This is a genomic window from Streptomyces cinnabarinus (assembly GCF_027270315.1).
Lineage (GTDB): Bacteria > Actinomycetota > Actinomycetes > Streptomycetales > Streptomycetaceae > Streptomyces > Streptomyces cinnabarinus.
In genome coordinates, this window is the sequence record NZ_CP114413.1 from 5,107,075 (window position 1) to 5,127,208 (window position 20,134).

General features: G+C 71.4%; 21 protein-coding genes. 9 read left to right on the plus strand and 12 right to left on the minus strand.

Annotated features, from left to right (window positions below; genetic code table 11):
• Positions 1-15: 15 nt before the first annotated feature.
• Positions 16-693: a DUF4232 domain-containing protein gene (locus STRCI_RS23095; protein ID WP_269660864.1), complete on the minus strand. Its 678-nt coding sequence runs from the start codon at positions 691-693 to the stop codon at positions 16-18.
• Positions 694-855: 162 nt separating this feature from the next.
• Between STRCI_RS23095 and STRCI_RS23100 the strand changes: the two genes are divergently transcribed.
• From STRCI_RS23100 to STRCI_RS23110, 3 genes are all read left to right on the plus strand, one after another.
• A complete protein-coding gene (locus tag STRCI_RS23100; RefSeq protein ID WP_269660865.1) occupies positions 856-2,148 on the plus strand; it encodes a helix-turn-helix domain-containing protein in 1,293 nt (430 codons plus the stop codon).
• Between the two features lie 126 nt (positions 2,149-2,274).
• Positions 2,275-3,507, plus strand: a complete 1,233-nt coding sequence (locus STRCI_RS23105) for an aminotransferase-like domain-containing protein (protein ID WP_418953368.1) — start codon at positions 2,275-2,277, stop codon at positions 3,505-3,507.
• Positions 3,508-3,578: 71 nt separating this feature from the next.
• Complete coding sequence (locus tag STRCI_RS23110) at positions 3,579-4,379, plus strand: arylamine N-acetyltransferase family protein (protein ID WP_269660867.1); 801 nt, start codon at positions 3,579-3,581, stop codon at positions 4,377-4,379.
• On the opposite strand, the gene STRCI_RS23115 is transcribed toward STRCI_RS23110, so the two are convergent.
• Complete coding sequence (locus STRCI_RS23115; RefSeq protein ID WP_269660868.1) at positions 4,268-5,137, minus strand: helix-turn-helix domain-containing protein; 870 nt, start codon at positions 5,135-5,137, stop codon at positions 4,268-4,270. The two genes, STRCI_RS23110 and STRCI_RS23115, sit on opposite strands and share 112 nt — an antisense overlap.
• Complete coding sequence (locus tag STRCI_RS23120; RefSeq protein WP_269660869.1) at positions 5,134-5,865, minus strand: peptidoglycan-binding protein; 732 nt, start codon at positions 5,863-5,865, stop codon at positions 5,134-5,136. Before STRCI_RS23120 ends, STRCI_RS23115 begins: the two co-directional genes overlap by 4 nt.
• A gap of 222 nt (positions 5,866-6,087) precedes the next feature.
• On the opposite strand from STRCI_RS23120, the gene STRCI_RS23125 reads away from it, so the two are divergent.
• Complete coding sequence (locus STRCI_RS23125; RefSeq protein ID WP_269660870.1) at positions 6,088-6,537, plus strand: peptidoglycan-binding domain-containing protein; 450 nt, start codon at positions 6,088-6,090, stop codon at positions 6,535-6,537.
• A gap of 65 nt (positions 6,538-6,602) precedes the next feature.
• Here the strand turns inward: STRCI_RS23125 and argS are convergent, their stop codons facing one another.
• A complete protein-coding gene (argS, locus tag STRCI_RS23130; protein WP_269660871.1) occupies positions 6,603-8,357 on the minus strand; it encodes an arginine--tRNA ligase in 1,755 nt (584 codons plus the stop codon).
• Positions 8,358-8,597: 240 nt separating this feature from the next.
• On the opposite strand from argS, the gene lysS reads away from it, so the two are divergent.
• Positions 8,598-10,340, plus strand: coding sequence for a lysine--tRNA ligase (lysS, locus tag STRCI_RS23135; RefSeq protein ID WP_269660872.1), 1,743 nt, complete (start codon positions 8,598-8,600; stop codon positions 10,338-10,340).
• 71 nt (positions 10,341-10,411) lie between these two features.
• Here lysS and STRCI_RS23140 read toward each other — a convergent pair whose 3' ends face one another.
• From STRCI_RS23140 to STRCI_RS23150, 3 genes are all read right to left on the minus strand, one after another.
• On the minus strand, positions 10,412-11,647 hold the full coding sequence (locus STRCI_RS23140; protein WP_269660873.1) for a DUF2637 domain-containing protein: 1,236 nt from the start codon (positions 11,645-11,647) through the stop codon (positions 10,412-10,414).
• 76 nt (positions 11,648-11,723) lie between these two features.
• Complete coding sequence (locus STRCI_RS23145) at positions 11,724-12,581, minus strand: DUF3558 family protein (RefSeq protein WP_269660874.1); 858 nt, start codon at positions 12,579-12,581, stop codon at positions 11,724-11,726.
• Between the two features lie 109 nt (positions 12,582-12,690).
• Complete coding sequence (locus STRCI_RS23150) at positions 12,691-13,518, minus strand: DUF3558 domain-containing protein (RefSeq protein ID WP_269660875.1); 828 nt, start codon at positions 13,516-13,518, stop codon at positions 12,691-12,693.
• A gap of 168 nt (positions 13,519-13,686) precedes the next feature.
• Between STRCI_RS23150 and STRCI_RS23155 the strand changes: the two genes are divergently transcribed.
• Positions 13,687-14,880: an RtcB family protein gene (locus tag STRCI_RS23155; protein WP_269660876.1), complete on the plus strand. Its 1,194-nt coding sequence runs from the start codon at positions 13,687-13,689 to the stop codon at positions 14,878-14,880.
• 43 nt (positions 14,881-14,923) lie between these two features.
• Here the strand turns inward: STRCI_RS23155 and STRCI_RS23160 are convergent, their stop codons facing one another.
• From STRCI_RS23160 to STRCI_RS23170, 3 genes are read right to left on the minus strand one after another with little or no spacing between them, the layout of a single operon-like run.
• Positions 14,924-16,189 carry a GNAT family N-acetyltransferase gene (locus tag STRCI_RS23160; protein ID WP_269660877.1) on the minus strand — a complete coding sequence of 422 codons (1,266 nt, stop codon included), beginning with the start codon at positions 16,187-16,189 and terminating at the stop codon, positions 14,924-14,926.
• A 21-nt stretch (positions 16,190-16,210) separates the two neighbouring features.
• A complete protein-coding gene (locus STRCI_RS23165; RefSeq protein ID WP_269660878.1) occupies positions 16,211-16,357 on the minus strand; it encodes a hypothetical protein in 147 nt (48 codons plus the stop codon).
• Positions 16,354-17,130, minus strand: coding sequence for an SDR family NAD(P)-dependent oxidoreductase (locus STRCI_RS23170; protein WP_269660879.1), 777 nt, complete (start codon positions 17,128-17,130; stop codon positions 16,354-16,356). Before STRCI_RS23170 ends, STRCI_RS23165 begins: the two co-directional genes overlap by 4 nt.
• Before the next feature lie 198 nt (positions 17,131-17,328).
• On the opposite strand from STRCI_RS23170, the gene STRCI_RS23175 reads away from it, so the two are divergent.
• A complete protein-coding gene (locus tag STRCI_RS23175) occupies positions 17,329-17,763 on the plus strand; it encodes an ester cyclase (protein ID WP_269660880.1) in 435 nt (144 codons plus the stop codon).
• A 10-nt stretch (positions 17,764-17,773) separates the two neighbouring features.
• Here the strand turns inward: STRCI_RS23175 and STRCI_RS23180 are convergent, their stop codons facing one another.
• Positions 17,774-18,109, minus strand: coding sequence for a YnfA family protein (locus tag STRCI_RS23180; RefSeq protein ID WP_269660881.1), 336 nt, complete (start codon positions 18,107-18,109; stop codon positions 17,774-17,776).
• A gap of 121 nt (positions 18,110-18,230) precedes the next feature.
• Here STRCI_RS23180 and STRCI_RS23185 point away from each other — a divergent pair, with 121 nt between their 5' ends.
• Positions 18,231-18,701 carry a hypothetical protein gene (locus STRCI_RS23185; RefSeq protein WP_269660882.1) on the plus strand — a complete coding sequence of 157 codons (471 nt, stop codon included), beginning with the start codon at positions 18,231-18,233 and terminating at the stop codon, positions 18,699-18,701.
• Between the two features lie 13 nt (positions 18,702-18,714).
• Here STRCI_RS23185 and STRCI_RS23190 read toward each other — a convergent pair whose 3' ends face one another.
• Positions 18,715-19,119, minus strand: a complete 405-nt coding sequence (locus tag STRCI_RS23190; RefSeq protein ID WP_269660883.1) for a winged helix-turn-helix transcriptional regulator — start codon at positions 19,117-19,119, stop codon at positions 18,715-18,717.
• A gap of 124 nt (positions 19,120-19,243) precedes the next feature.
• On the opposite strand from STRCI_RS23190, the gene STRCI_RS23195 reads away from it, so the two are divergent.
• A complete protein-coding gene (locus STRCI_RS23195; RefSeq protein ID WP_269660884.1) occupies positions 19,244-20,128 on the plus strand; it encodes an NADP-dependent oxidoreductase in 885 nt (294 codons plus the stop codon).
• The last annotated feature ends 6 nt before the right edge of the window (positions 20,129-20,134 follow it).

The window sequence follows — 20,134 nt, forward strand, 5'->3', positions numbered from 1 at the left end:
TCACGTCAGGGCAGTTCAGTTCAGGGCGTCCTCCGGGTCCGTCTGCCAGTACGTCACCGTCAGCGAGCTGTCGTAGTACACGCCCTTCGCCGGCAGGCTCGGGAGCGCCGCTGCGCCGCCCTCGCTGCTCGGGGTCCTGCCCTGGAACATGACCGTCAGCTTCTTGGCGGTCATCCCGCCGTCACCGCTGCCGTCGGCCGCGCTGAGCAGCACGCCCGAGTAGCCGGAGTCACCGGGCGCGAGCGTCGGCACCGCCTGCGGCTTGCTCTCCGGCCGGGCCTGCGGTGCCCACTGCATCTCGTCGAAGCGCAGCACCGGGTAGTACATCAGCGAGCACGGCTTCGAGCCGGTGTTCGTCACCGTCAGCAGCATGTGGTTCAGGGGGCGGGACACCGTCTGTGCGGTGACCTTGGTGTTCGAGCCGTTGCAGATGACCGGCTCTGTCGAGGACGCCGCGGGCTTGTCCCCGTTCCCGGAGTCGGCCGGGGCTGCCGGCTCGGTCGTGCCGTTCGGCTCGGTCGTCTGCTGCGGCTCCGGGCCCGACTCCGAACCCGTCTGCGAAGGCCGCGTCGCCGTCGGCTTTGCCGCGCCCTCGTCCTCGGTGCCGGTGCCGCTGTCGCACGCGGTCAGGGCGAGGGTGGCGAGCGCTGCGCCGGTCGCGGCGAGCAGGCGGGCATGGCGGAAGGTGCGCATGGCTGGTTCCTTGTCCGTGTCTACGGGGCTCTGCTGTGGATGAGGAGAGCTTGTGCGATCTTTTGTCCCGGGCGCAGCCACCGTTGGGGTATGCGGGACACTGGAACGCCTGCAATGCGTTTGACGTGGGGAAACACTCTTCCCCTGGAACGGGGGAATGGGATGACGGGGGATGGGTTCGCCGCGTATCTGCGGGAGTTGAAGGACCGCTCCGGGCTCAGCTACGGGGTGCTCGCCAAGCGGCTGCACATGAGTACGTCGACGCTGCACCGGTACTGCAACGGGGACGCCGTGCCCACCGACTACGCGCCCGTCGAGCGGCTCGCCCGCCTCTGCAAGGCAACTCCGGAGGAGTTGGTCGAGCTGCACCGGCGTTGGGTGCTGGCCGACGCGGGGCGAGGGAAGAAGGGGGCGGACGCGACACCGCCAACGGTCGCAGAAGTCCCGGAAGTTGCAGAAGTCCCGGAAGTTGCAGAGGTCCCAGAGGTCCCAGAGGTTGCAGAAGCCGTAGAACCTGAGCCCGAAGCCGCGCCGCGCCCCGGCCTTCCGCGCCCCCGCCTCCCCCGCCGCGCCGCCGTCCTCGCCGGAGTCGCGCTCGCCGCCGTTCTCGCCGGAGTCGCCTTCGTCGTGAGCCCGCTCAAGGGCGACGACAGCGGCAACGGCGGTACGAGTGACGCCGGTCGGCGAAGTCCCCTCGGTGCCCCGGCGTCCCGTGACGTCTCCCCGTCGCCGGACAAGACTTCACCGTCCGCGTCCGCGTCCCCGTCCCCCTCCCGGAGCACCGACGCCGGCAAGAGCACTCCGTCGGCCGCCGCCGCCGCCCGGCCCGACGCGACCAGTGCGTCGAGCGCACCGCCGCTGACCGTCACCACCCGGCCGTATGCCTGGGAAGGGCCCTGCTCCCAGCACTACTTGATCGACCGGGCCGCGGCGAAGGTGCAGCCCCCGCCGTTCGAGCAGGAGGCGCCGGCCTGGGTCGGGGCGCACGGGGCGGTGTCGGCGAAGGAGCAGCTGGTGACGCTGACCGTGCAGGGCACCGGGGAGGAGACCGTGGTCCTGGACAGTCTGACTGTGCATGTCGTCGGCAAGGACACGCCGTTGCCCTGGAACGACTACGTCATGGGCGTCGGCTGCGGCGGCAACGTGCCGACCCGTCCCTTCTCCGTCGCCCTCGACGCGGCCCGTCCGGTCGTGGTGGCCGGGGCCGGGCAGCGGGACTTCCCGTTCTCGGTGAGCGAGTCCGATCCGGAGGTCTTCCAGGTCACCGCCGACGCCTCGGCGTACGACGTGCGCTGGTATCTGGAGCTGGCCTGGTCCAGCGGCGGCCGGAGCGGCAAGCTCGCCGTGGACGACGGGGGCGAGCCGTTCCGCACGAGCGGCAACAACGGCCGTCCGGCGTACGAGTTCCCGCTCGGCGGGGAGAAGTGGCTCCCGTCGAGCGGCGAAGGTTCCTAGCGACCTGCGCCTATGTGCCGTCCCGGCAGGACGGGTCGGGACGGCCGGAGCGGTACGCCGACGTCCGTATCGCGGAAACCTCCTTGTAGACGGCACTTAGTTGCCTAGGGTGCGGGCAGTAGCCGTATGCCTTCGAGGAGCCGCCACGTGACCGTTGTCGAGCCCGCGCCGTCCCGTTCCGCGTCCGTTCCGCCGCTCGCCGCGCGGGCCCGGTCCGTCGGTGGTTCACCGGTACGGGACATCCTGGCCGTCACCGCCCGCCCCGAGGTGATCAACTTCGCGGGCGGGCTGCCGGCGCCGGAGCTGTTCGACGTGGACGGGATCGCGGCGGCCTACCGGGCGGTGCTCGCCGAGCTGCCCGAGCGGGCGCTCCAGTACTCCACGACCGAGGGCGAGCCGAGTCTGCGGGCCGCGCTGGCCGACCGTATGTCCGTCCGCGGGCTCCCCACCGACGCCGACGACGTCCTGGTCACCACCGGTTCGCAGCAGGCGCTGTCCCTGCTGGCCACCGCGCTGCTGGAACCGGGTGACGTGGTGCTGGTCGAAAGTCCCTGCTATCTGGCGGCACTTCAGGCCTTCGCCTTCACCGGCGCCCGGGTGGTGTCCGTGCCCGGCGACGGGGACGGCGTGGATCCCGCCGCGCTGGAGGAGCTGGTGGTCCGGGAGCGGCCCAAGCTCCTCTACACCGTCCCCACCTTCCAGAACCCCACCGGCCGCACCATGCCCGCCGACCGCCGGGCCGCCGTCGCCTCCGTCGCCGCCCGGCACGGGCTGTGGCTCGTCGAGGACGACCCGTACGGCGAACTGCGCTTCGAGGGCGAGCGGGTGCCGTGGATCGCCGCCCACCCGGGCGCCGAGGACCGCACCGTTCTGCTCGGCTCCTTCTCCAAGGTCATGGCGCCCGGTCTGCGGCTCGGCTGGCTGCGCGCCCCGGCCGCGCTGCGCCGCGCCTGCACCGTCGCCAAGCAGGCCGCGGATCTGCACACCCCGACCGTCAACCAGCTCGCCGCGGCACGGTACTTGGCCGACCGGGACCTCGATGCCCACGTGGCGCGGGTGGCGGCCGTCTACGGCGAGCGGCGCGACGCCATGCTCGCGGGCCTGGCGGATGCTCTTCCGGACGGCTCGACCTGGAACCGCCCCGAGGGCGGCATGTTCCTCTGGGCGCGGCTGCCCGAGTCGTACGACACGGCCGCGCTGCTGGCGCAGGTGGTGCGGCAGGACGTCGCCTACGTGCCTGGGGCGCCCTTCTACGCCGGGGACCCTGATCGCTCGACCCTACGGCTGTGCTTCGTCACGGAGACGCCCGAGCAGATCCGGGAGGGGCTGCGGCGGCTGGGACGGGGACTGCGGGACTAGGACCGAAGTCCCGGGGCCGATGCGGCCGGGGACCGCCGACGGGGGCCCGGGCGGCTGCCTAGGGTTGGGGCATGTCCGACACAGTGGAGTTCGACCTCGACGCCTATCTCGGCCGGATCGGCTGGGAGGGGGAGCGCAGGGCCGACCTGGCCACCCTGCGGGGCGTGCATCTGGCGCATTCCCGGGCCATCCCGTTCGAGAACCTGGATGCCTTTGGTGGTACGGCGCCCTCGCTGGAACTCGGGGACCTGATGGCCAAGCTGGTCCACGGGCGCCGCCGCGGGGGCTACTGCTACGAGCACAACACCCTCTTCCGTACCGTCCTGGAGGCCCTCGGCTTCCGGGTGACCGGGCTCGCCGCGCGTGTTGTGCTCGGGGCCGAGCGGGCCGAGAGCCGTCCTCGTACACACATGACCTTGCTCGTGCACGTCCCCGGCGACCCGCAGCCCTACCTCGCCGACGTCGGCTTCGGGTCGATCGGCGCGCTGCTGGAACCGGTGCCGCTCACAGCCGACGTGGAGTTCCGGCACGCGGGCCGCCGGCACCGGCTGGTCCACGCCCCGCACCACGGGCCGCTGGAGCTGTGGGTGCTCCAGGCGCACGACGGGAAGGACTGGGAGCAGCAGTACGCCTTCACCCTCGACCCCTTCGAGCGGCCCGACTACGAGGTCTTCAACTGGCATGTCGGCGCGAACCCGCGCTCGCCGTTCACCCAGAACCGCTACGTCCAGCGCGTGAGGGCCGACCGGCACGTCCTGCTCTACGGCCACGTCCTCACCGAGACGCTCGCCGACGGCACGGTGCGCGAGCGCGAGGTCGCCGAGGAGGACGTCGAGCGGCTGCTGGCGGAGGAGTTCGGCATCGAGCTCTGACCGGTGGCGCGGGCGTCCACGCACTCCCTCCTGCCTTTCACCGGCCGGAAGCACGCCCGGACCGTGGCGCCTGGGCGCGTTGCGGTCATGGGGGTGTAGACGTACGACTCCGCGTCGATGGCGTCGCCGATCCGGGTGGACCGGGTCGGTCCGCCGCCCGCGCTGACCTCAAGACGGTCGCCGACCCGCGTACCCCACATCCGGGCCCAACTGGTCCCGCACGCCTCGTTGTAGCGCAGCGCCACCCAGGCCCCGGAGGCCGTCCGGTGCTCGGCGAGGTTGGCGGGGCCCTTGCCGCAGCCCATGTGCATGGGGTCCTGGCCCTCGCAGGCGGCGGCCCGGCAGCGGGGGCCGGTGGGTCCGGTGGGGGAGGGGGAGGGGGTGCTGCTCCGGCCGGGGAGGAGCAGGGCGAGGGCCGCTGTCACGACTCCGGCCAGCAGTACGGCGGAGACGGCCAGGAGCGGGGCGCGTCGGCGGGGGCGCCGCTGGTCCGGTTCCTGTTCCGGCCGGGGTGTCTCCCGTGCCCGGCCGCTCCACTCCGACTCCGCGATCTCCCACAGCGCCAGCAGCCGTCCCTCCGGCTCCCGGGCGATCCGGCACAGATCCTGGACGGCCTGGCGGGGCGGCAGCGTCCTGCCGTTGAGGTAGCGCTCCCAGGAGGACTTGGAGTAGGTCGTCCGGTCCGCGAGCGCCTTCAGGCTCAGGCCCGTGCGGGCCCGTAGCTCCCTCAGCTCGGCGGCCAGTCGGGCGGGCGTCACCCGCGCAGCACCTTCCAGGTGTGCGGCCCGATGATGCCGTCCACGACCAGTCCCTCCCGCCGCTGGATCCGCTTGACCGCCCCTTGCGTCAACGGGCCGTAGATACCGTCCACCGCCCCGGCGGGGAACCCGGCCCGCCCCAGCAGACACTGTGCCTCCGCCACCTCGGGCCCGGCCTGGCCGTACGCCAGAATCGCCTCCCGGGTACGGCTGTTGCCCGCGTACCAGCGGCCGTCCGCGTCCCGCTCCACCCGGCACTCGTACGTCCGCTTCGACACTGACGCGGACGGGGCCGGCGGCGGGGGTGCCACCGGGTGCTCGCCGCTGCCCGTGAACCGCACGATCAGTACCACCGAGGCGGCGACGGCCACCACCAGGGCCACCGTCCCGGCCACGAACGCGACGCGCAGCGACCGTCCCTGCGAGCGCTCCGGCTCGGGCTCCGGCGCCGGCGTCGTGCGCCGGCTCCACGCCTCCGCGGCGACCTCGTGCAGGGCGAGCAGCCGGTCCGGGTCGTCGCCGGCGGTCCGGGCCATCGCCTCCACCGCCTCCCGGGGCGGCAGCGAACGGCCGCCCAGGTACCGCTCCCAGGACTTCGCGCTGTACCCGGTCTTGGCGGCCAGCTGCCGCATGCTCAGCCCGCCGTGGTCCTTCAGCCGGCGCAGCCGTACGACCAACTGGCGCACCGGCGGGCTCAGTTCGGCGGGCAGCTCTTTCCAACGCGACATGCCTCAAAGCACGGACGAGGACGGTGCGCGGTTCCGGGGGCGGTACGGAACCGGCCACCGGGGCGTCCCGCCGTACCGTCCCGGCGGCCGCTGTCCCCGCAGGTCAGCGCGCGGGACGTCCCGGGACGCCGTCAGCTGCCCGGCGAGGCTGGCGGCCCCCGCGGTCCGCCCCGCAGTCTCGATGGCAACCGAACACCGGCCAACCAGCGAAGGGGGAAGGCAATGCGAGCAGTGACGAGGACCCTCGTCGGAGCGGGCACCGCCGTGGGGATCGCGGTCGGAAGCCTGGCGGCCGCGGGCACCGGCGCCGCGGCCACCGCACAGGACACCAAACCGGCGGTGGCCGCCGAGAGCGTGGCGCCGCTCGCCGTGAACAACCTCGGCCTGAGCAAGGCGCAGGCGAAGAACCTCCAGCGCGTGCTCCACCGGGACTGGGGCTACTCCGGACCCATCGACGGCCTGCTCGGCACCGGGAGCTGGCAGGCGATGCAGCGGTATCTGAAGAAGCACTGGCAGTACCGCGGCCCGATCGACGGCATCGTCGGCAGCGGCACCGTCAAGGGCCTCCAGCGCATGCTCAAGCAGCACTACGGCTACCGGGGGGACATCGACGGCATCGCCGGTCCGCAGACCAAGGCGGCGTTCAAGCGGTTCGCGAACGACTACGGCTGAGCCGGCGCCCGAAAACGCCGCGGCCCGTCCTCCCGCGGGGGAGAGGACGGGCCGCGGTCACGCGCCTAGAGCCGCTCGGGGGTGCGGATGCCGAGCAGGGCCATGCCCCGGTGCAGGGTCCGGGCGGTGAGGTCGCAGAGGAAGAGGCGGTTCTCCTTCTGCTCGTCGGTGTCGGCCTTGAGGACCGGGCACTTGTCGTAGAACGTCGTGTACAGCGAGGCCAGCTGGTACAGATACGCGGCCAGCTTGTGCGGCGCGTACTCGGCGGCCGCGTCGAGGACCGTGCCGCCGAAGCCGTCCAGGTGCAGGCCCAGCGCCCGCTCCGCCGGGGCGAGTTCCAGCTCCGGGTGCGCGGCCGGCTTCGACTCGCCCGCCTTGCGCAGGATCGACTGGATCCGGGCGTACGCGTACTGGAGGTACACGGAGGTGTCGCCGTTCAGCGACACCATCTGGTCCAGGTCGAACTTGTAGTCCCGGTTCGCCGACGTCGACAGGTCCGCGTACTTCACGGCGCCGATGCCGACCTGCGCGGCCCGCTCCTGGATCTCGTCCTCGGTGAGGTCCTGCGACTTCTCCCGGACGACCTCGGCGGCCCGCTGCACCGCCTCGTCCAGCAGGTCCTCCAGCCGGACCGTCTCGCCCTCACGGGTCTTGAACGGCTTGCCGTCCGCGCCGAGGACCGTGCCGTAGCCCATGTTGTGGGCGGTCACGTCGTCGTTGAGCCAGCCCTGCCGGCGGGCCGCCTCGAAGACCATCCTGAAGTGCAGGGACTGGCGGACGTCCACGACGTACAGGAGCGTCGTCGCGTGCAGGTCGAAGACCCGGTCGCGGACCGCGGAGAGGTCGGAGGCCGCGTAGCCGAAGCCGCCGTCCGCCTTCTGCACGATCAGCGGCACCGGCTGGTCGTCCTTGCCGCGGATCTCGTCGAAGAAGACCACCAGCGCGCCCTCGGAGCGCACGGCGACACCGGACTCCTCCAGCATCCGCGCGGTCTCCGGCATCAGATGGTTGTACGCCGACTCGCCGACGATCTCGTCGTCCCGGATCTCCATGTCCAGCTTCTCGAAGACCGAGTAGAAGTAGACCTTCGACTCGTCCACGAACTGCTGCCACAGCTCCAGCGTCTCCTTGTCGCCGGACTGCAGGGCGACGACCCGCTTACGGGCCCGCTCCTTGAAGGCGTCGTCGGAGTCGAACACGGCACGCGAGGCCTTGTAGACCCGGTTCAGGTTGCTCATCGCCTCCGCACCGTCGACCTCGGACGCCGGGGTCAGCACGCCCGGGTTCTCGATCAGGTACTGGATGAGCATGCCGAACTGGGTGCCCCAGTCGCCGATGTGGTGCCGGCCGATCGTCTTCTCGCCGGTGAAGTCGAGCATGCCGCGCAGGGCCTCGCCGATCACCGCGGAGCGGAGGTGGCCGACGTGCATCTCCTTGGCCACGTTCGGCTGGGCGTAGTCGATGACCGTGACGCCGGGGTTCGCCTTCAGCGGCACGCCGAGCCGGTCGTCGGCGGCGCGCGCGGCGAGGGTCTCGGTGATCGCGCTGTCGGCGACGGTGACGTTCAGGAAGCCGGGGCCGGAGACCTCCACGTCCTTGATCACGTCGCCGGTGACGATGTTGCCCACGACCTGGGTCGCCAGCTCCCTCGGGTTGGCCTTCGCCTTCTTGGCCAGCGCGAGGATTCCGTTGGCCTGGAAGTCGGCGCGGTCGCTACGTCGCAGCAGCGGGTCGACTCCGTCGCTTTCCGGCAGGGCGGAAGCGAGGGCGTCGGTGAGGCGCTGGTTGACGAGATCGGTGAGCGACGTGACCGGGGCCATGGGGTGGGAGCCGTTCTCCTCGGTGGATTGATAGACGCCGTCAGTATCCCATGGGGGGTAAAGGGATTTTTGACCCTGCGGGCCGGTGGGGGCTGGTCGCGCAGTTCCCCGCGCCCCTTGGAGGCGGCTGCGCCGCCTCATCGGGCGCCGCGCTGAAAAGGCGTTTTCGCGGTTGCCCGGGTAGCTGGGAGAATGTTGACGTCAGCCTTGACCGGATGGCTGCCCTGGAGAAAGAAGGACGTGCCGATCGTGGCTCAGAGCACCGAGACCACCGACTGGGTCTCCCGTTTCGCGGATGAGGTCATCGAGGAGTCGGAGCGTCGGGCCCCGGGCAAACCGGTCGTCGTCGCGTCCGGTCTGTCCCCGTCCGGGCCCATTCACCTGGGCAATCTCCGTGAGGTGATGACGCCGCACCTCGTCGCGGACGAGATCCGGCGCCGCGGGTACCAGGTCCGGCACCTGATCTCCTGGGACGACTACGACCGCTACCGCAAGGTGCCGGCCGGGATCGCCGGGGTCGACGAGTCGTGGGCCGAGCACATCGGCAAGCCGCTGACCTCCGTCCCGGCGCCGAAGGGCTCCGCGCACCCGACCTGGGCCGAGCACTTCAAGGCCGCGATGGTCGACTCGCTCGCCGAGCTGGGCGTGGAGTTCGACGGGATCAGCCAGACCGCGCAGTACACCTCCGGGGTGTACCGCGAGCAGATCCTGCACGCCATGAAGCACCGCGGCGACATCGACGCGATCCTCGACCAGTACCGGACCAAGAAGGCCCCCGCGAAGAAGCAGTCGCAGAAGCCGGTCGACGAGGCCGAGCTGGAGGCCGCCGAGGGCTCGGGGGCGGCCGCCGAGGACGACGGGTCCTCCGGCTCCGCCGGGTACTTCCCGTACAAGCCGTACTGCGGCAACTGCGCGAAGGACCTGACGACGGTCACCTCCTACGAGGACGAGACCACCGAGCTGTCGTACACCTGCACCGTGTGCGGCTTCGCCGAGACCGTGCGGCTGAGCGAGTTCAACCGCGGCAAGCTGGTGTGGAAGGTCGACTGGCCCATGCGCTGGGCCTACGAGGGCGTGGTCTTCGAGCCGAGCGGTGTCGACCACTCCTCGCCGGGGTCGTCGTTCCAGGTCGGCGGGCAGATCGTCGGGATCTTCGGCGGCAAGCAGCCGATCGGCCCGATGTACGCGTTCGTCGGCATCTCCGGGATGGCGAAGATGTCGTCGTCGCGGGGCGGGGTGCCGACGCCCGCGGACGCCCTCCAGATCATGGAGCCGCAGCTGCTGCGCTGGCTGTACGCGCGGCGCCGTCCGAACCAGTCCTTCAAGATCGCCTTCGACCAGGAGATCCAGCGGCTCTACGACGAGTGGGACAAGCTCGACGCCAAGGTCGCCGACGGCTCGGTGCTCCCGGCGGACGCCGCCGCGCACTCGCGTGCGGTGCGCACGGCGGGCGGTGACCTGCCGCGCACGGTCCGGCCGATGCCGTACCGGACGCTCGCGTCCGTCGCCGACATCACCGCCGGGCACGCGGACCAGGCGCTGCGGATCCTGTCCGAGTTGGACCCGGCCAACCCGCTCGCGGCGCTGGACGAGGCCCGGCCCCGCTACGACAAGGCCGAGGCCTGGATCAACACGCACGTCCCCGCCGACCAGCGGACCATCGTGCGGGACGAGCCGGACGCCGAACTGCTGAAGTCACTCGACGAGGCGTCCCAGCGTTCGCTGCGGCTGCTGCTCGACGGGCTGGCCTCGCACTGGTCCCTGGACGGGCTGACGCACCTCGTCTACGGCGTGCCCAAGGTGCAGGCCGGGTTCTCGGCGGACGCCACGCCCAAGGAGCTGCCGCCGGAGATCAAGACGGCCCAGCGCACGTTCTTCGCGCTGCTGTACCACCTGCTGGTCGGCCGTGACACCGGTCCGCGTCTGCCCACGCTGCTGTTGGCGGTCGGGCAGGAGCGGGTGCGGGCGCTGCTCGGGGAGTAGCCGGTACGCATGAGGAAGGGGCCCTCCGTAGGCGGAGGGCCCCTTCTTCCCTTTGCGCCTTGCGTCGCGCCTTACGCGATGTGGTCCTCTTCGAGTTCCTCCGAGTGGCGCTTCTGGAAGCGCTCCGTGAGGTTCTTCAGCTCGCTGGGGCTCAGGGTCGTGCCGTAGGTCGCCTGGATGTTGTCGCCCAGGACCCGGGGCGTGGGGTAGCTGCCGTCTATCGACTGGCGGAAGACCTGGTAGTACGACTCCTCGTCCGGCTCCGGGTTGCCGCCGCCCTCGCCCAGCTCGCGGGTTCGGCCGGGGGCCACCGGGATGGGGAAGCTGCCGGTCTCCTCCGGGGAGGGTTCGGGGGCCGGGGGTTCTTCCTCGTGCCACTGGTCGTAGCCCGGGTCGAACGCGGGGTCGTAGCCGCCGTGGTACTCGATCTGTTCCGGGTGCCTGGCGTGCAGCCACGGGCTTTCTTCCGGCTCGGGCCCGTAGTCGTAGTGCTCGGGGTGCTGGTTCGCGACCAGTTGGGGGCGCTGCTCGCTGGGAGGTGCGCCGTTCAGTGGCACGGGCGCCGCCCCAGCGGCACGACTGCCCGCAGCTACGTCGGTGGCGGGTATCACCGCCGGTTCTATGCCCGCCGCCGCCAGGCCCGCCGGGGCCGTCTCCGCCAGGGGGACGCCGTAGCGGGCCAGCCGCAGCGGCATCAAGGACTCCACCGGGGCCTTGCGGCGCCAGGATCGGCCGAAGCGGGAGCGGAGGCGGGCCTGGTAGACGAGACGTTCCTGCTCCAGCTTGATGACCTGCTCGTAGGAGCGCAGCTCCCAGAGCTTCATGCGGCGCCACAGGAGGAACGTCGGGCCCGGGCTGAGCAGCCAGCGGGTCAGGCGGACGCCCTCCATGTGCTTGTCCGCGGTGATGTCCGCGATGCGCCCGATCGCATGGCGGGCCGCTTCCACGGACACCACGAACAGGATCGGGATCACCGCGTGCATGCCGACGCCCAGCGGGTCCGGCCAGGCCGCCGCGCCGTTGAAGGCGATGGTGGCGGCCGTCAGCAGCCAGGCGGTCTGGCGCAGCAGCGGGAAGGGGATCCTGATCCAGGTCAGGAGCAGGTCCAGGGCGAGCAGCACACAGATGCCCGCGTCGATGCCGATCGGGAACACATAGCTGAAGTTCCCGAAGCCCTTCTGCAGGGCCAGCTCACGGACGGCCGCGTACGAACCGGCGAAGCCGATACCGGCGATGATCACTGCGCCGAACACGACCACGCCGATGAGAACGCGGTGTGTCCGGGTCAGTTGCGGTGGCCCGGCCACTCGTCTTCCCCTCCCCTTGCGTGTTGTTGCGCGCAACAGGGTGGCACATGTGTGCGGCGTACGTATTGCCGGAGGGTCAGCTCTTCGTCGTCGCCTTCTTGGAGGGCGACTTCGAGGACGACTTCGACGGGGACTTTGACGCCGACTTGGACGGATTCGCGCTCGCCGAGCCGCCGTCCGTGCCGTTGGCCTTCGTGACCGCGGTCACCGCTTCCTTGGTGGCCTGCTTGGCCAGCTTGGTGAGGGTGTCCGCGCTCGGCGTCTTCTCGCCCGCGAGACCGGCGCCGTTGTAGTCGAGGGTGATGACGACGTTCTCGACGCGGGCCACGATGGTCTGCTGCTTGAAGGAGCCTTCCTTCTTCTTCAGGTCGTAGCGCACCGCCGTCGCCTCGTCGCCCGTCCCGGTGACCGGCTCCGACTTGACGTTCTTCGCGCCCTCCACCGCCTGGACGTCCTTGACCTGCTTGGCGTAGTACTCCTGCGCCAGCTTGTCGCCCGAGCCACGGGTGACGTCGGACTCGAAGCGCAGCAGCGAGACGTTCAGCCAGCGGAACTGCGAACCGTCCACACCGTTGTTGTCGAGGCTGCTCCAGGAGCAGCTGGCGCGCGTCGCGGTGTCGTTGGACGCGCCCTCCTTGCCGGACTTGCCCGCCTTCGGCACGAGATCGCCGAGAGTGTCGCCCGACAGTACGTCGCAGGCCTCGGGCAGCTTGTCGTACGCGGCGGCCTGCACCGTGGGCGACGGGCTCGCCGACGCCGAGGTCTCGGCAGCGGAGTTCTTGCTCGCGCTGTCCGAGCCGGAGTCGGAGGAGCAGCCGGCGGCGATCAGCATCACCGGGACCGTGGCGGCACCGAGAAGTACCCGGCTCAGGCGCTTCGTTCGCTGGTTGAGCTGCTCTCGCTGTGCTGGTCGCTGCATGGTTCCTTCACTCATCGCGCTGCTCGTGCTCCTGCGGTCGGATCGGGTCCGAGGGGCCACGGTACGCGGTGCGCAAGGCGTGTGTTTCTCTTTCGCCGTCTTCACAAACGGCCTCGCGCGAGGCTCAGCCGGCCAGCGTGTCCGCGAGTTCGGCCGCCAGATTCAGCGCCCTGTCCTGCATTTCCTTGCTGTCCGGGACCGCGCCGACGGTGGCCGGCTGCTCCTCGTACTGGATGGTCACGATGACGTTGGACGTGCGGAATGCCACAGTCACCGTGCGCTGCTGGGCGGTCGAACCGGCGCTGCTCAACGCGTCGTCCAGGAACGCCTCGTCGCCGAGGTCGTCGAGGACGCGGGGCTGGAGGTCGGTGGGTGTGGAGGAGGGAGAAGAAGGGGGGGAGGAAGAGGGGGAGGTCGAGTCCGAGGGGGAGGCGGAGGCGGACGCGGCGTCGGTCGGGGTGCTGGTGGCGTCGTCCACCGCCTCGGTGTCCGAGATCGTCGGCTCCGGGAGGTCGGCCTCCGTGCGCAGCGTCGCGAAGACCTGCTCGGCCTGGCTGTCGTCGCTGACGGCGTTGTCGTAGGACACGACCCGCTCGAAGTCGATGAAGAGGTGGTCGGTGGCGTCGGCCGACTCCACCTTCCAGCGGCAGCCGACCTTGCGGTCGGTGTCGTACGTGACGGTCGGGGTGCCCTCGTACGCCTTCTCCTGTTGGTCCTCGTCGGCGATCTGCGGGATGCCGGGCAGCAGGAGGTCGAGGGTGTCCGGGTCGGCCGCGCCACAGGGCTCCGGGAGCGTGCGGTAGCGGCCGGGCTCGGCCGCGGCCGTCGCCGTACCGGAGTCGCCGGGGTTGGAGCCGTCCGTCGGGCCGCCGTCCGAGGAGCTTCCGGTGCAGCCGGCCAGCAGTGCCGCGAGGAGCGCGACGGCGCCGGGTACGTACGCCTTCCGCTGCACGGTCGGCTCCTCTCGCTGCGGAAATGGTTTGCGGGGCAGGGGCGGCCCCTGCAGACAATGTGTATCGCACGCACTGCCGTGAACGCCGGTCCGTTGTCCCTTTCGTTGACCTTGGCGCCGGTTTTGCGATTTAAGACTTGTGTTACCTGTCGGGGGAATGAGGACGATATGTCGTACGTAGAGATGCCGGGCGCGAAGGTTCCGATCCGGATGTGGACGGATCCGACGACGGTGGAGGACGTGGCCCTCCAGCAGCTGCGGAATGTGGCGACCCTGCCGTGGATCAAGGGTCTGGCGGTCATGCCGGACGTGCACTACGGCAAGGGCGCGACGGTGGGGTCCGTCATCGCGATGCAGGGCGCGGTGTGCCCGGCCGCGGTGGGCGTGGACATCGGTTGCGGAATGTCGGCGGTGAAGACGTCCCTGACCGCGAACGATCTCCCCGGTGACCTGTCGCGGCTGCGGTCGAAGATCGAGCAGGCGATTCCGGTGGGCCGTGGCATGCACGGCGACGCCGTCGACCCGACCCGGATGCACGGCTTCGGCACGGCCGGGTGGGACGACTTCTGGGGACGCTTCGACGGGATCGCGGACGCGGTGAAGTTCCGGCAGGAGCGGGCCACCAAGCAGATGGGGACGCTCGGCAGCGGAAACCACTTCGTCGAAGTGTGCACCGACACCGAGGGTGCCGTCTGGCTGATGCTGCACTCCGGCTCCCGCAACATCGGCAAGGAACTCGCCGAGTTCCACATCGGCGTGGCCCAGAGGCTCCCGCACAACCAGGGCCTGGTCGACCGCGACCTCGCCGTCTTCGTCGCGGACACCCCGCAGATGGCGGCGTACCGCAACGACCTGTTCTGGGCGCAGGAGTACGCGAAGTACAACCGCTCGATCATGATGGCGCTCCTGAAGGACGTGGTCCGCAAGGAGTTCAAGAAGGCCAAGCCGGTCTTCGAGCCGGAGATCAGCGCGCACCACAACTACGTGGCCGAGGAGCGCTACGAGGGCATGGACCTGCTCGTGACCCGCAAGGGCGCGATCCGGGCCGGCTCCGGCGAGTACGGGATCATCCCGGGCTCGATGGGCACGGGTTCGTACATCGTGAAGGGCCTCGGCAACCCGCTGTCCTTCAACTCGGCCTCGCACGGCGCGGGGCGGCGCATGAGCCGCAACGCCGCCAAGCGCCGCTTCTCCACCAAGGACCTGGAGGAGCAGACGCGGGGCGTGGAGTGCCGTAAGGACTCCGGTGTCGTGGACGAGATCCCGGGCGCCTACAAGCCGATCGAGCAGGTCATCGATCAGCAGCGGGACCTGGTGGAGGTCGTGGCGAAGCTGAAGCAGGTCGTCTGCGTGAAGGGCTGACCGCGCGAGGGCCCGGGCCGTCGAGGCCCGGGCCCTTCGTCTGTCACGCCAGCCTTTTCTCCATCAGCGTCACCGCGTACGGGCTTCCCGCGCCGCCTTGCTTGGCCCGCTGTTCGCCGACCACCCGGTAGCCCGCGGACTCGTAGTACGCGCGCAGGCGGGGGTTGGAGCTGAGGCAGTCCAGGCGGGCGTAGGGGCGGCCGGTCTCGGTGATGCGGGACTCCGCCCGGGCCAGGAGGGCGCGGCCGGTGCCCGGAGGGGCCGTGTGGGGCGTGGTCATCAGGCGGTGGATGTAGCCCGCCTCGTCGGGGCGGGGGCCCCAGGCGGCCGGGTCGGACCACCACAGTTCCCAGGCTCCGGCGAGGTGGCCGCCCGAGTGGGCCAGCCAGACCTCGCCGTCGCGCGTCCGGGCGCGGAAGTGGTCGGCGCCCTTCTCGCCCGGCTTCCACTGGTCGATGCCGCGGGCCAGTTGCCACAGCGCCGCCGAGTCGCGCAGGCGGACCAGCGTGGGGGCGTCCTCCTCCGTCGCCTTGCGGTAGGCCAACTCGGGCCATTCGGCGGGCGGTTGTTCCAGCAGCGCGCCTCGCAGGGTGCGTGCGAGGGCCTCCGCGTCCAGGGAGAGGGCCTCGGTGACATAGCCCTCGACCGAGCCGTGGCGCTCCTTCAGGGCGGCGAGGAAGAGCCGCATCACCGACTCCGGGGCGCGGGCGAAGTCCGGCCAGCGCGGGGAGCGGCCGTCGTTGCGGGCCCGCCAGTCGGCGAGCAGGGCCTCGGTGGCCAGCTCGGTGAGGCTGAAGTCCTCGATGATCGTCTGCTCGTCCACGCCGAGCAGGGACAGCACCAGGGCCGCCAGCTCGCCCGTGCGGTCCTTGCCGGAGGCGCAGTGGAAGACCAGGGGCTCGTCCGACTCCGCCGATTTCGCGATGAGTTCGAGGGCCTGGCGGATCTCCTCGGTGCCGTCCTCGGCGACCTCCAGGTAGCGCTCCGCCAGATACGGGCCCGCGAGGACGCCGGGCGGCTGTGCGGCCTGGTCGTAGGGGCGGTGCTCGATGCTGAGGTTGCGGTACGTCAGGCCGGGGTGGTCCGGGACCCGGCCCCGGGCCTCGATCTCCCAGGGATGGCGCAGGTCGATCACCGTACGGACGCCCAGCGCGAGGAAGCGGGTCCAGTCCTCGGTGCCTTCGCTGAGCTTGCCGAGGGAGTCGGCGCGGTAGAGGAGGGCGGGGCGGATCCGGCGGCCGTCGGTCGTGCGGTAGCCGCCGAGGTCGCGGAAGTTGTGCAGGGCGTCGAAGCGCAGGTGTCTGTCCACGGCCACCGTTCTACGTCGGTTCTACTTCGGCGCGTGGGTGACCGCGTAGATCATGACGAACGCCACGATGTGGATGCCGAACAGGAAGTAGCCGAGCCACCACCACATCTGGCGCTCGTTGTGCTGCTCCTTCGGCTCGGGTTCCGGGCCGTTCCCGTCGGGGCTCACAGCTCTCGGTGCACCTTCGTGTTGGAGGCCTGGGCGCGCGGGCGGACGACGAGGAGGTCGATGTTGACGTGGCTCGGGCGGGTCACCGCCCAGCTGATGGTGTCCGCGACGTCGTCGGCGGTGAGGGGCTCGGCCACGCCCTGGTAGACCTTGGCGGCCTTCTCGGTGTCGCCGCCGAAGCGGGTGAGCGCGAATTCGTCCGTCTTCACCATGCCGGGCGCGACCTCGATCACCCGGACCGGCCGGCCGACGATCTCCAGCCGGAGGGTCTCGGCGAGGACGTGCTCGCCGTGCTTGGCGGCGACGTAGCCCGCGCCGCCCTCGTAGGTGCCGAGGCCCGCCGTGGAGGACACCACGACGACCGTGCCGTCGCCGCTCGCCTCCAGCTTCGGCAGCAGGGCCTGGGTGAGGTTGAGGGTGCCGATGACGTTGGTCTCGAACATCGCGCGCCAGTCGGCCGGGTCGCCGGTGGCCACCGGGTCGGCGCCCAGGGCGCCGCCGGCGTTGTTGACCAGGACGCCGATCGCCGGGAAGGCGGTGGCGAACTCGTCGACCGCGGCCCGGTCGGTGACGTCCAGCTGGTAGGCGGCGGCGGAGTGCCCGGCCGCGTTGATCTCCTCGGCCAGCGCCTCGATGCGGTCCTTGCGGCGGGCGGTCAGCACGACCCGGTATCCGGCCGCGGCGAGCTGCCGCGCGGTGGCGGCGCCGATTCCGCCGCTCGCGCCGGTGATGATCGCGATACGGGAGGCGGCGGACGGTGCGGCGGGGGCCATGGGTGGTGCTCCTCGGGTCCTCGGACGATTGGGGCAGCCCTCGAAAGGCTGTCCGGCCAGGATAGGCGGGCGCTTCGGTGGTCTGTGCGGCCGCGGGGGAACTGCGCGACCGGCCCCCACTCACCCGCAGCCGTCCACAGGCGGGTGGGGTGCATGCGGGAGAAAATGACCGGAGGGCTTCCGTATCGGAGGTGGACCATGGGACAGGCGCGTGAGCTGATGGACCGGCTGACCGAGGCGGTCACCGGGGAACCGGATCTGAAGGCGCTCGCGGAGCTCTTCGCGGAGGACGCGGTCGCCTTCACACCCGACGGCGGGGAAGTCACCGGGCGGGACAACATCGTCGACTACTGGCGGCAGATGACGGACGCCGTGCCGGACGGCACCTTCGTGCCCGAGCACGCCTACGAGACCGGCGACACCGCCATCGACGAGGGCTGGTTCAGCGGCACCAACAGCGGGCCGATCGCACTGCCCGACGGGGAGACGCTGCCCGCGACCGGGAAAGCGGTCCGGATCCGCGGCGTGGACCTCGCCACCGTCCGGGACGGCCGGATCGTCAGCTACCGCCTCTACTTCGACCAGATGGACTTCCTGGACCAGCTCGGCCTGCTGCCGGACGAGCCCGCCTGAACCGGGCCCGTTATTCGCCGCGCGGGGCGTACATGATCACGGCCATTCCCGCGAGGCAGATCAGCGCGCCCAGCACGTCCCAGCGGTCGGGCCGGTAGCCGTCCGCGACCATGCCCCAGGCGAGCGAGCCGGCCACGAACACCCCGCCGTACGCGGCGAGGATGCGGCCGAACTCGGCGTCGGGCTGGAGGGTCGCCACAAAGCCGTAGGCGCCGAGCGCGAGGACGCCCCCGCCGATCCACACCCAGCCGCGGTGCTCCCGCACGCCCTGCCAGACCAGCCACGCGCCGCCGATCTCGAAGAGGGCGGCGACGACGAACAGGGTGGCGGAGCGCAGGACGGACATGCGCGCAGCCTCGCACACGCCCGCCCGCGGCCCGTCACCTGATGGACGGCGCCTGCGGCCCGCTCCGCGTGGCATACATCCGTACGACAAGTACGAGGAATGCCTGGGAGAGGTCGGCGGTATGCGGAGTGTGCGGGTGCTCGGGGCCGGGGTCGTGGCGGCGGTGCTGGTGGCGGGCGGGGCGTCGGCGGCCGGTGCCGCTCAGGGCCAGGAGGCCGACCTGGCGTATCACGGGGCCGCGGCGCTGGTCTCCGGCGAGGTCGACCTGCGGTTCACCCCGCGCAACCACGGGCCGTCGGAGGTGCCGGACGCGACGGTGCGGCTGCGCTGGTCGGAGCCGCTGGCGGACCGGCAGGACCTGCCCGACGGCTGCGCCCGGACCGGGACGAAGGCGGTGCTGTGCCGGGTGGGCGCGCTGGCGGCGGACGAGGTGGGGGAGCGGATCGCGCTGCGGGTACGGCTGCGGGAGGCGCCCACCGAGGTGCAGCTGGAGATCGACACGGTGTGGAGCGGCGGGGCGGTGGACCGCAACCCCCTCAACGACCGTCAGCGGGTGCTGATCCTGGACACCGGGGACGCCTACTACTTCTAGGCGCCCCGGACTTCTAGACGTCCTGCACGGAGTCGTAGCGCTCCCGGGCCTCGTGGACCTGCTCGATGTGGGTCTCGGCCCAGTCCTTCACGGCCGTCAGCAGCAGCGACAGGCTGTGGCCGAGCGGGGTGAGCTCGTAGTCGACCCGGACCGGGACGGACGGCGTCACCTCGCGGGAGAGGATGCCGTCGCGCTCCAGTGAGCGCAGGGTCTGGGTGAGCATCTTGGGGCTGACCCCGGCGATTTTGCGGCCGAGGTCGCTGTAGCGCATGGGCCCGGCGGCGAGGGCGGCGACGACCAGGCTGACCCACTTGTCGCTGAGCCGGTCGAGCAGCTGGTTGGTGGGGCACCCCTTGATGAACGCGTCGTAATCCAGACGTGCCTGCTCGCGTCGCTGCGCCGCCGTCATGGTCGCCATGGCTCACCTCTGGGGTATGTACGCACTCTCAGGTAACTACTTACGAATAGATAGTAGCTCTTCCTAGGGTTGCGGAAGCCGAGGAGATACCGAGGCGCTCAACCTTTCGAGGAGCTGTTCAGACATGCGCGCAGCAGTGGTGACGACGTTCGGCGGACCCGAGGCCGTGGAGCTCGTGGAGACCGAGGTGCCGGAGCCGGGCGCCGGCCAGATACGGATCAAGGTGGCGGCGGCCACGCTGAACCCGGTCGACTCCGGGGTCCGGGCGGGCGTCTTCGGGGGCGCCGGGCAGCGGATCGGCCTTGGCTGGGACGTCGCCGGGACGGTGGACGCGGCCGGCACGGCCGCCGACTGGACCGTCGGCGAGGACGTCGTGGCCCTCGTCTACGGCCCGCTGAAGCCGCACGGCACGCACGCCGAGTACGTCGTCGTGGACGCGGACGCGGTGGCCAAGGCCCCCGCGAGCGCCGACGCCGTGCACGCGGCCACGCTTCCGCTGAACGCCCTGACCGCCGTACAGGCCCTTGACCTGCTCGGGGTGGAGCCGGGCCAGTCGCTGCTGGTGACCGGTGCCGCGGGGGCGGTCGGCGGGTACGCCCTCCAGCTCGCCGCGCACCGCGGGATCACCGCGACGGCGCTGGCCCGGGAGACGGACGAGGAGCTCGTACGGTCGCTGGGGGCGGCCCGGCTCGCGGGCGCCGACGAGGGCGGCTTCGACGCCGTGCTCGACGCGGCGTTCCTCGGCGAGGCGGCCCTGGAGCGGGTGCGCGACGGCGGCGCCTACATCGGCGTCATCCCGCACGCCGAACCGGCGTCGGTGCGCGGGGTGCGGGTCGGCGCGGTCGAGGTGAACGCCGACGGCGGCGCGCTCGCCGAGCTGTCCCGACTGGTCGACGAGGGCGTCCTGACCCTCCGGGTCGCCGAGACCTACGCCCTGGACGACGCGGCGAAGGCCCACGCCCGACTGGCCGCGGGCGGCCTGCGCGGGCGCCTGGTGCTGGTGCCGTGACCGGCG